Origin of the sequence: Streptomyces composti (genome assembly GCF_012034205.1) — a bacterium.
In the GTDB taxonomy this organism is placed as follows: Bacteria; Actinomycetota; Actinomycetes; order Streptomycetales; family Streptomycetaceae; genus Streptomyces; species Streptomyces composti.
The window spans coordinates 120,226-130,120 of the sequence record NZ_JAATEM010000022.1; the positions used below are offsets into that span (position 1 = coordinate 120,226).

The following is a 9,895-nucleotide window of genomic DNA, read 5'->3' on the forward strand; positions in this document are numbered from 1 at the left end:
ACCCGGCCCGGGAACGGCCGCCGTCAGCGGCCGCCCGCGAGGTCGAGGCCGCGCCCCGGCTCCCCGGCGGGCTCGCCGGAACCGGCCGCGGCCGGGGCGCCGGGCCGGCGCCAGTGGCGGGTGACCGGTGCGGACACGCCGCGCCACCAGGCCTCCACCGGCAGCTTGCCCGCGGGCTCGAACGGCTCGCCCGGGTGCGGGAAGGCCACCGCCTGGCCGGCCTCCTCGGCCACGTCCTTGGTCCACTCCCCCGGCTCCGCCCAGGCGTGCGGGGCGAGGTTGAAGGTGCCCCAGTGGATCGGCAGGAGCACCCCGCCGGGCTGCCCGCCCTGGAGGTCCAGGTGCGCGCGCAGGGCCTCCTCGGGGGTCATGTGGATGTCGGGCCAGAACTCGGAGTACGCGCCGAGCTGGATCATCGTCGCGTCGAACGGCCCGTGGACCGATCCGATGTCCGTGAAGCCGGTGAAGTAGCCGGTGTCACCGCTGTGGTAGACGCGGTGCTCCTCGCCCGCGACCACCCAGGACGCCCACAGGGTGTGCTGGGTGTTGCGCAGGCCCCGGCCGCAGAAGTGCCGGGCGGGGGTCGCGGTGAGGGTGAGGCCGCCGACCCGGGTGGACTCGTGCCAGTCCAGTTCGCGCAGCCGGTCCTGGGAGACGCCCCAGTGCTCCAGGTGGGCGCCGACGCCGAGCGGCACCGCGAACAGGGTGTCGGTGCCGGCCAGCGCCTTGATGGTGGGCAGATCCAGGTGGTCGTAGTGGTCGTGCGAGATCACCACGGCGTCGACCGGGCCGAGGGCGGCCAGCGGCAGCGGCACCGGGTGCAGCCGCCGGGGCCCGGCGAAGGGGAACGGTGAGCAGCGCTCGCCCCACACCGGGTCGAAGAGGACCCGCTGCCCGTCGATCTCCGCGAGCACGCTGGAGTGCCCCATCCAGGTCAGGCGCAGTCCGGTGGCCGGCGGGCGGGCGATGTCGGCAAGCGTGGTGGGGTGGACCGGCACCGTGCCCGTGGGAGTGCGGCGGGCGCGGCTCTCCTTGTCGAGCAGGGCCTTGGCCAGGTCCCGGGAGGAGCCCGAGGGGCGGGTGCGCGCGGGGCCTCCGGGGTTGACGAAGACGCCGTCCTCGAAGTGCGGGGATCTGCGGATGCGCGCCATGCGCTCACCGCCGGGGTCCGCGCCGAAGGCCGGGGGCCGCAGCGCGCGGAGCCCGGAGATCTGGGTACGGAATCCGGCCACGGTGCCTCCAGCTGGGATCGGTCAGGTTTTCCATTATGTGGGGCCGGTCCGGCGGCCCGGTGCCGTTCGGCCGGTACGTGCGTCCCTCGCGGTGACATGTACGGGCTAGGGTGACCGCCGTGACGAGGGTGCGGTTGAGCGTGGCGGAGCGGCGCGAGGAGATGCTGCGGGCTGCCATCGAGCAGATCGAGGAACGGGGTGTGGCCGCGGTACGGATCTCCGACGTGGCCTCGGCGCTCGGGGTGAGCAACGCGCTGGTGCTGTACCACTTCGCCACCAAGGAGCGGCTGGTGGCCGCCGCGTTCGCGCATGCGGCGGAGGCCGACCTGGCCCGGCTGCGGAAGCTGCTGAACCGCCGCACCACGGCGCTGCGCAGGCTGCGCGCGGCCGTGCGCTGGTACGCGCCGACCGGGCAGGCGAAGGGCTGGCGCCTGTGGATCGAGGGCTGGGCGATGTCCCTGCGCGACCCGGCGCTGCGCGAGGTGGCCAGGGACCTGGACCGGCAGTGGAAGGCGGCGCTGGCACAGGTCATCGAGGAGGGCGTGGCCGCGGGCGAGTTCACCTGCCCCGACCCCGCGGGGGCGGCCCTGCGCCTGACGGCGCTGCTGGACGGGCTCGCCGTCCAGCTGACCTCGTACACGGGAACGATCCCGCGCTCCCGCGCCAGGGCCTGGGTCGAGGAGGCCCTGGCACGGGAGCTGGAGCTTCCTGCTCCGGACCGGTGAGCCGCCTCGTTCCGGTTCCGGACCCGGAAGAACCCCGATCGGCAGGGCGGGCTCAGGCCACCGCCCCGATCCGCGACCGGATGTCCTCGGGGGACAGCGTGCCCTTGGGGGTGACGTGGTCGCCGGAGGACTCGCCGCGCAGGCGTCGGCCGATCCACGGCACCAGGTACTCCCGCGCCCAGTGCACGTCGTCCCGCCGGACCTCCAGGGTTCCGCGCGGTGGCTGCGGGGGCCACGGCTGCTCCGGGTCCGCGGGGACCTCGAGCCCCAGGACCTGCCCGGCCCGCAGCGCGACCCGGGTGTGCCCCTCGGGCGAGAGGTGCAGCCGGTCCGCGTCCCAGGCCCTGCGGTCCTGCACGCTCCTGAGCGACCACAGGTCGAGCACCGGGCAGCCGTACCGGTCGGCGACCGCCCTGACGTGCCCGTTGTAGGTGGCGATCTTGCCGCGCAGGTGCTTGAGCAGCGGCACGCCGCGGGTGTCGAACCCGGTCGTCACCATCACGGTCCCGGCGGCCTCGGTCAGCCGCGCGACCGCGCGCTCGAAGCGCTCGGCCACCTCGTCCGGGTCGGTGCCCGGCCGGAGGATGTCGTTGCCGCCGGCACAGAACGAGACCAGATCGGGGGCGAGTTCCACCGCCTGCGGCACCTGGTCCGCGACGATCTGGTCGAGCAGTTTCCCGCGCACGGCGAGGTTCGTGTACTGGAAGTCGCCTTCGGGCCTGCGGTCGGCGAGGAGCACGGCGAGCCGGTCGGCCCAGCCGACGAATGCCCCGTCGGGGCCGGGGTCCCCGACGCCCTCGGTGAAGCTGTCCCCCACCGCCACGTACGACCCGATCACTGCTGCGCTGTCACTCTTCGAATCGTCTGCCACAGCCCCTCATGATTCACCTTCCAATGTGACCTACGCGACCGTAGGCAGGGCTTGACGGACGGTGAGATAAGCCACTCTCAAGAATCCGTCCACCACGGAACGCGGGGCGGGTGTGCCCTGCGCAACACCGAAGGCCGGACCCGGGGATCGGGGTCCGGCCTTCGGCGGCGTGTCAGGGAGATGCAGCGGCTGCCGCGGGCGTCAGATGGCGACGCCCTTCGAGCGCAGGTAGGAGATCGGGTCCACGTCGGAGCCGTAGTCCGGCGTGGTGCGGATCTCGAAGTGCAGGTGCGGGCCGGTGACGTTGCCGGTCGCACCGGAGAGTCCGACCTGCTGCCCGGCGCTCACCGTCTGGCCGGCCGAGACGGACAGCGAGGACAGGTGGGCGTACTGGGCGTAGTGGCCGTCGTTGAGCTTGATGACGACCTGGTTGCCGTAGGCGCCGCCCCAGCCGGCGGAGACCACGGTGCCGGCGCCGACGGCCTTCAGGGAGGTGCCGGTCGGAACGCTGAAGTCGACACCGGTGTGGTAGCCGCTGGACCACATGCTGCCGGCCACCTTGTAGGCGGTGCCGACGCCGCCGCCGGGCACGGGCGAGCTGAAGCCGGAGGTGGTGGCGGCCTGCTGGGCCTTGGGAGCGGACTGCTTCTGAGCCTTCTCGGCCTGGGGCTTCGCGGCCTGGGGCTTCGCGGCCGGCTTCGACTCCGGCTCGGCGGCGGTGGACTTCTTCGGCGCGCTCTGGGCGGCCTTGCCGTCGATGGTGAGCTTCAGACCCGGGTGGATGAGCGACGGGTCCTCACCGACGGCCTCGCGGTTGTCGGCGTACAGCTTCTTCCAGCCGCCGTCGACGCCCTCCTGGTCGGCGATCTTGGCGAGGTAGTCGCCGGCCTTCACGGTGTACGTGCGGGCCTCGCCGCGCTTGTCGCCGTCGGCCTTCTGGCCGGCGACGGAATGCGCCTGGACGGTCTTTTCCGGGGCCACCTGCTGGGGGGCGGCGTTGGCCGAGGTGGCGCCGAGAAGCGGCAGCGCGAGTGCGGCGCCACCGGTGCCGGCGACGGCGATGGATCGGGTGAAACTAAGCGTCCTGGGACGGCGGTGCTTACCCTTCGCGGGCATGACGAATTCCTCTCCGGCGCCTGCGAGGTGAGCTGTCGGGTTCGGGCTGGAGATGCCCGGCCGCGCCTCAACGCGACTTAACCCCAAGCCTGTTCCGGAGACCGGTCCAGGCAGTCTTACCTGTGGGTCCCCCGCTCCTGCCGAACACGGGTCAGTGGTGTGTGCGGGCTCCGGACGGCGGCAGGATTAGGCGTCCGTCCGGATCGGTGTGGAACGTAAGCGAGCAAGACGCAATGGGACAAGCACGAGGTTCCCTGCGAAGCCGTTTTTCCGTGATCCACAGGCACAAATGCGGTCACCGAGCGTCGCACCGGAATCCGCGCGGGCGGCGAATTCCCTTGTGATGCACGTGAATTACGTGAACATGGCGACAACACATCGTCACGGATATGACGATGCTCACGCACCCCATTCCCATCTCCCTTTCTTCCGGGGCACGTTATGGCGAAATGACCTAAACGGACAGAACGGTTCAAGAGATGATTTGGCGGCCGTGTCGCCGGCGCCGCGACAGGGCGCGCCGAGCCCGGCCGTCCCGCCGGACACCTCGTGGCATATCGCCCATATCGACGGGGTAGCTCGTTCTCGTTGCCCTGGGCAGCCATGTCGTATCGTCGACAGAGCCTGCCGCCGAGCCGTGCGGCGGCGCAGAGTGGGAGGAGCCCCCGTGACGCAGCACATCCCGGCGACCGAGCCCGAGCTGGCCGGAGTACGCAACTTCCGCGACGTGGGTGGCCTGCCGACCGTGGACGGACGACGGGTGCGGCACGGCATGCTGTTCCGCAGCGGTCATCTGGCGCACGCTACGGCCGAGGACGCGGCCTTCCTCTCCTCCCTGGGGCTGCACACGATCTTCGACTTCCGCAACGCGGCCGACCAGAAGCTGGAGGGGCCGGACGTCGAGCTGCCGGGCGTGCGCAATGTGAACCTGCCGCTGAGCGACCCGGCCGACGGCGCCGAGTTCTGGAAGATGGTCCGCGACGGCGACCTGGAGCAGCTGCGCGAGATCCTCGACGACGGCAAGGGTGCCGCCCGGATGATCCACTCCTACCGGACCATGATCGTCACACGGACCGCGGAGCACTCCCGGGTGCTGCACTCGCTCGCCGAGGACAGCGTCCCCGCACTGATGCACTGCGCGGCGGGCAAGGACCGCGCGGGCCTGTCGGTGGCGGTGACGCTGCTCGCGCTGGGCGTCGAGCGGGACGCGATCTTCGAGGACTATCTGAAGTCCAACGCCAAGCACCGGCGCTACAAGGTGCGCCGCAGCAGCGACGCTCCCGCGGCCCACTCGCCCGAGGTGATGGAGCTGCTCAGCCCCCTGTTCGACGCCCGTGCCGAGTACCTGTCGGCCGCCCTGGAGACCATCGACGAGACCTGGGGCGGCGTGGACGCCTACCTGGAGCAGGGGCTGTCGTTCGGCCCCGAACACCGGCAGCGGCTGCGCGAGCGCCTGCTGGACTGAGCGCCGCCGGGCGGCGCACCTGCCGCCGGCCTTGGAGCCCGCTACTTGGCGCCCACCTCGAACAGCAGGTAGATGAAGGCGGCCAGGACGTGACCCACCGCGATGTAGACGAAGAGCCTCACCCACAGCGCGCGGGGGAACCTCTCCTCCATGTCCCTGGTGCTCCGGCCTGCGTCCTGCGTGTGCGTGTCGTCGGTCACGGTGCCTCTTCACGGGTCGGGCCCAGGCACAGTGCGGCCGTGGGACTCTGCAGCAAGGTGTGGACGAACAGCAGCTCGAGCCCGTCGGGGTCCTCGGCCGCGATCCGGTGCGGGGTGAGCGAGTCGAAGTGGGCGCTGTCGCCCGGCCCCAGCCGGTGCACCCCGTCCCCGAGGCGCAGCCGCAGCCTCCCCTCGAGGACGTACAGCCACTCCTCGCCGGGGTGGACGCGCACGATGTCGCCCTGGGAGCCGTACGGCACCCGCACCCGCAGCGCCTGCATGCCGCGCCCGGAGGCACCGGCCTGCCAGTACGTCCAGCCGCCGGCGGCGGTGGGCTCCATCCCGGCGGCGTGGATCACCGCCTCCCGGCCGGTGGCCGACTCGCCGAGCAGCTCGGAGACCGTCGTACCGTAGATCCGGGCCAGCTCGAGCAGCACCGGCAGGGAAGGCTGGCGCTGCCCGGTCTCGAGCCGGGACAGATGCGCGGGCGACAGGCCCGCCGCACGGGCCGCGGCCTCCAGCGTCAGCGAGGCGCGCCGCCGCAGCGCCCGGAGCTGGGGCGCGACCGCGGGAAGAGCGGCGGCCGCTCCGGCCGGCCGCCCCGTCTCGGGGAAGCTCATGTCTCCATTCAGCCGGAGCCTTGCCCTCAGGGCAAATCTCTTGCCTCACAGGCAAAACGCGGCTCTCACGCCACGGGCCGTCTCACCCCTGCGCGGCGGCGCACTCACCGCCGCGGGACGGCTCGCCTCACCTCTGCGCGACCGCCTGCTTCACCAGCGTCCTGCCGAAGTCCCACATCAGGCCGCCGCCGTCGTGCGCGTCGTCCATCACCGCGGTGAACGCCGCCACGAAGCGGTCCACCTCCCGCTCGCCGATGATCAGCGGCGGGATCAGCTTGATCACCTCCATGTGGTCCCCGGAGACCTGGGTGAGGATCCGGTGGCGCTGCAGCAGCGGGACCACGACCATCTGGGCGAACAGCCCCTTGCGCGCAGCCTGCAGCATGGTCCAGCGTCCGCGCAGCTTCAGCGAGCGGGGCCGGCCGAACTCGATGCCGATCATCAGGCCCCGGCCCCGCACATCGGCGAGCAGCTCGTACTTGTCCTTCAGCTCCGTGAGCCGCCTCTTCAGCAGCTCGCCGGTGGCCCGGACGCCCGCCACGATCTGCTCGTTCTCCATGACCGACAGCACCGCCAGGCCCGCGGCCATGGCCTGGGCGTTGGCCCCGAAGCTGGCGGAGTGCACGAGCACCCGGTCCATCGACGAGTAGACCTTCTTGAAGATCCAGTCCTTGCCGATGGTGGCCCCCACCGGGACGTAGCCGCCGGAGAGCGCCTTGGCCACGCACACCAGGTCCGGCTCGACTCCCTCCTCGTGCTGGTAGGCGTAGAAGTCGCCGGTCCGGCCGAGGCCGGTCTGCACCTCGTCGGCGATCAGCAGCGCCTTGTGCCGGTGCAGCAGCTCCTGCGCGGCCCGCAGATAGCCGGGCGGGGCCTCGTGCACGCCCTTGCCCTGGATCGGCTCCACGATCAGCGCGGCGACGTCGCCCTTGCGCAACTCCCGCTCCAGCGCGTCGAGATCGCCGAGCGGTACGGCCGTGTCCGGCAGCAGCGGGGCGAATCCGTCCCGGAAGCCGGACTCGCCGTTGACCGACAGGGAGCCGGTCGTCAGCCCGTGGAAGGCGTGCTCGCAGTACAGCACGCGGGGCCGGCCGGTGACGTAGCGGGCGAACTTCAGCGCGCCCTCCACCGCCTCCGTGCCGCTGTTGCCGAAGAAGACCCGGTCCAGGTGGGGGCTGTGCGCCAGCAGCTTCTCGGCGAGCAGTCCGGGCAGCGGCTGGCAGTCGAAGCGGGTCAGGTCGGCGAGGTTCAGGTCCAGCACGTCGTGCAGCGCCTTGCGGACGACGGGGTGATGGCGGCCGAGGCCCATCACCCCGAACCCGGCGAGCATGTCCAGGTAGTCGTTGCCGTCCGCGTCCCAGAAGTAGGCGCCTTCGGCCCGCTCGTAGACCTTGTCGAAGCCGATGGTGTGCAGCATGCGCGGGAGCTGGTGGTTGAGGTACTTCTGGTGCAGCTCGTAGCGCTCGGCTCCGCGTTCGGCCAGCAGGGCGCCGAGGTCGAAGTCCCCGGCCCGCGAGGACTCCGACGGGGTCTGGGCGGTGGTCATGCCTGGTGCTCCTGTCGGTCCCGGCCGGCCGGCCCGTCCGGTGACGGCGCGGACAACTCTCCCTCGAGGCGTTCTTCCTCGAGGCGTTCTTCCTCGCTGCGCTTCTCCTCGGGGGTCCCTTCCCCGAGGTCCTGGAAAGTCTCTGCTCCGAGGCGCCCGCCCCCGAGGCCTTCCTCCCCGGCCGGCACCTCCTTCACGGCGAGGCTCGCGCTGATCCGGCCGGCGACCTCGACCGGCGTCAGCCCGATGTCGGCGAGCACCTCGCTGCGCTTGGCGTGGGCGAGGAACTGCTCCGGGATGCCGAAGCGCCGCACCGGCACATCGACCTCGGCGTCACCCAGCGCCAGCGCGACCGCCGAGCCGACGCCCGCCGCCCGGCTGTTGTCCTCCACCACGGCCACGAGCCGGTGCCGGGCCGCAAGGCGGGGCAGCTCCGGGTCGACGGGCTTGACCCAGCGCGGGTCGACCACGGTGCAGCCGATGCCGCGTGCCTGAAGCAGCTCGGCGGCCTGCAGACAGATGGGCGCCATCACGCCGACCGCCACCAGCAGCACCTGAGCCTCGTCCGCCCGGTGCAGCACGTCCATGCCGCCGACCCGGTCGAGCGCCGGGATCGCCGGTCCCACGGACTCCTTCGGGAACCGCACCAGGGTCGGCGCGTCGTCCACGGCGACCGCCTCGCGCAGCTGGGCGCGCAGCTGATCGGCGTCACGGGGTGCGGCGATGCGCAGGCCGGGGACGACCTGGAGGACGGACATGTCCCACATGCCGTTGTGGGAGGGGCCGTCGGTGCCGGTGACACCGGCCCGGTCCAGCACGAAGGTGACCCCGCAGCGGTGCAGGGCCACGTCCATCAGCAGCTGGTCGAAGGCGCGGTTGAGGAAGGTGGCGTAGACGGCGACGACCGGGTGCAGTCCGCCGGTCGCCAGGCCGGCCGCGGAGACCGCCGCGTGCTGCTCGGCGATGCCCACGTCCCACACCCGGTCCGGGAACCGCTCGGCGAACGGGCCGAGGCCCACCGGGTGCAGCATGGCGGCGGTGATCGCCACCACGTCCTCCCGCTCCTCGCCGATGCGCACCATCTCCTCGCCGAACACCGACGTCCACGACGGCCCGCCGGCCGGGGCCAGCGGGGCGCAGGTGAGCGGGTCCATCACACCGACGGTGTGGAAGTGGTCCTCCTCGTGGGCGAGGGCGGGTTCGTAGCCGCGGCCCTTCTCGGTGAGGCAGTGGATCAGGACGGGGCCGTGGAAGCGCTTGGCGCGGCGCAGCGCGGACTCCACGGCCTTGATGTCGTGCCCGTCGATCGGGCCGACGTACTTCAGGCCCAGGTCCTCGAAGAGCCCCTGCGGCGCGAAGGCGTCCTTGAAGCCCTTCTTGGCGCCGTGCAGCGCCTCGTAGAGCGTGGTGCCGACGACCGGGGTGCGGGTCAGCACGTCCTTGCCCCAGGCCAGCACGCGTTCGTAGCTGTCGGTGGTGCGCAGGGTGGCCAGATGGTTGGCGAGGCCGCCGATGGTCGGGGCGTAGGAGCGCTCGTTGTCGTTGACGACGATGATCAGGGGCCGGTTCTTGGCCGCCGCGATGTTGTTCAGCGCCTCCCAGGCCATGCCGCCGGTCAGCGCTCCGTCGCCGACCACGGCGACCACATGGCCCTTCTCCCCCAGCACGTCGCGGGCCTTGGCCAGGCCGTCCGCCCAGCCGAGAGCGGTGGAGGCGTGGCTGTTCTCGATGACGTCGTGCTCGGACTCCTCGCGGGAGGGGTAGCCGGACAGGCCGCCCTTGCCGCGCAGCTTGGAGAAGTCCTGACGTCCGGTCAGCAGCTTGTGGACATAGCTCTGGTGGCCGGTGTCCCACAGGATGCGGTCCACCGGCGACTCGAAGACCCGGTGCAGGGCGACGGTGAGTTCCACCACGCCCAGGTTGGGCCCGAGATGACCGCCGGTGCGGGCGACCGCGTTCACCAGGAACTCCCGGATCTCTCGGGACAGTTCGACGAGCTCCCCCTCGGACAGCGCCTTCAGGTCGCGTGGTTGCCGGATTCTCTCCAGGATCGTCACGCCAGGGCCCCCTTCACTTCCGTGCTGTTCAGCTCACGGTGACGGCCGGCTCCCCCGCCGCTG

General features: G+C 71.9%; 9 protein-coding genes and 1 riboswitch. Of the genes, 2 read left to right on the top strand and 7 right to left on the bottom strand.

Translation table 11 applies throughout. The features are described from left to right. Nucleotides 1–23: 23 nt before the first annotated feature. Nucleotides 24–1,232: an MBL fold metallo-hydrolase gene (locus HCJ93_RS19220; protein WP_309141450.1), complete on the bottom strand. Its 1,209-nt coding sequence runs from the start codon at nt 1,230–1,232 to the stop codon at nt 24–26. A 119-nt stretch (nt 1,233–1,351) separates the two neighbouring features. On the opposite strand from HCJ93_RS19220, the gene HCJ93_RS19225 reads away from it, so the two are divergent. Beyond that, nucleotides 1,352–1,957, top strand: a complete 606-nt coding sequence (locus tag HCJ93_RS19225; RefSeq protein ID WP_309141451.1) for a TetR/AcrR family transcriptional regulator — start codon at nt 1,352–1,354, stop codon at nt 1,955–1,957. Between the two features lie 52 nt (nt 1,958–2,009). On the opposite strand, the gene HCJ93_RS19230 is transcribed toward HCJ93_RS19225, so the two are convergent. After that, nucleotides 2,010–2,795, bottom strand: coding sequence for an SGNH/GDSL hydrolase family protein (locus HCJ93_RS19230; RefSeq protein ID WP_167996975.1), 786 nt, complete (start codon nt 2,793–2,795; stop codon nt 2,010–2,012). 234 nt (nt 2,796–3,029) lie between these two features. Next, the gene (locus HCJ93_RS19235) at nt 3,030–3,944 is read right to left on the bottom strand and encodes a M23 family metallopeptidase (protein WP_167996952.1); all 915 of its coding nucleotides are present in this window, start codon (nt 3,942–3,944) and stop codon (nt 3,030–3,032) included. Nucleotides 3,945–3,946: 2 nt separating this feature from the next. Then, nucleotides 3,947–4,111, bottom strand: a riboswitch (cyclic di-AMP (ydaO/yuaA leader). A 500-nt stretch (nt 4,112–4,611) separates the two neighbouring features. Here HCJ93_RS19235 and HCJ93_RS19240 point away from each other — a divergent pair. Then, complete coding sequence (locus tag HCJ93_RS19240; protein WP_167996953.1) at nt 4,612–5,409, top strand: tyrosine-protein phosphatase; 798 nt, start codon at nt 4,612–4,614, stop codon at nt 5,407–5,409. A 41-nt stretch (nt 5,410–5,450) separates the two neighbouring features. On the opposite strand, the gene HCJ93_RS19245 is transcribed toward HCJ93_RS19240, so the two are convergent. From HCJ93_RS19245 to dxs, 4 genes are all read right to left on the bottom strand, one after another. After that, on the bottom strand, nt 5,451–5,561 hold the full coding sequence (locus HCJ93_RS19245; protein WP_167996976.1) for a DUF6126 family protein: 111 nt from the start codon (nt 5,559–5,561) through the stop codon (nt 5,451–5,453). Between the two features lie 44 nt (nt 5,562–5,605). Beyond that, on the bottom strand, nt 5,606–6,229 hold the full coding sequence (locus HCJ93_RS19250) for a helix-turn-helix domain-containing protein (protein ID WP_167996954.1): 624 nt from the start codon (nt 6,227–6,229) through the stop codon (nt 5,606–5,608). Between the two features lie 127 nt (nt 6,230–6,356). Next, nucleotides 6,357–7,775 (bottom strand): aspartate aminotransferase family protein, encoded by a 1,419-nt coding sequence (locus tag HCJ93_RS19255; protein WP_167996955.1) that lies wholly within the window; start codon nt 7,773–7,775, stop codon nt 6,357–6,359. Then, the gene (gene dxs, locus HCJ93_RS19260) at nt 7,772–9,832 is read right to left on the bottom strand and encodes a 1-deoxy-D-xylulose-5-phosphate synthase (RefSeq protein WP_309141452.1); all 2,061 of its coding nucleotides are present in this window, start codon (nt 9,830–9,832) and stop codon (nt 7,772–7,774) included. Before dxs ends, HCJ93_RS19255 begins: the two co-directional genes overlap by 4 nt. Between the last annotated feature and the right edge of the window lie 63 nt (nt 9,833–9,895).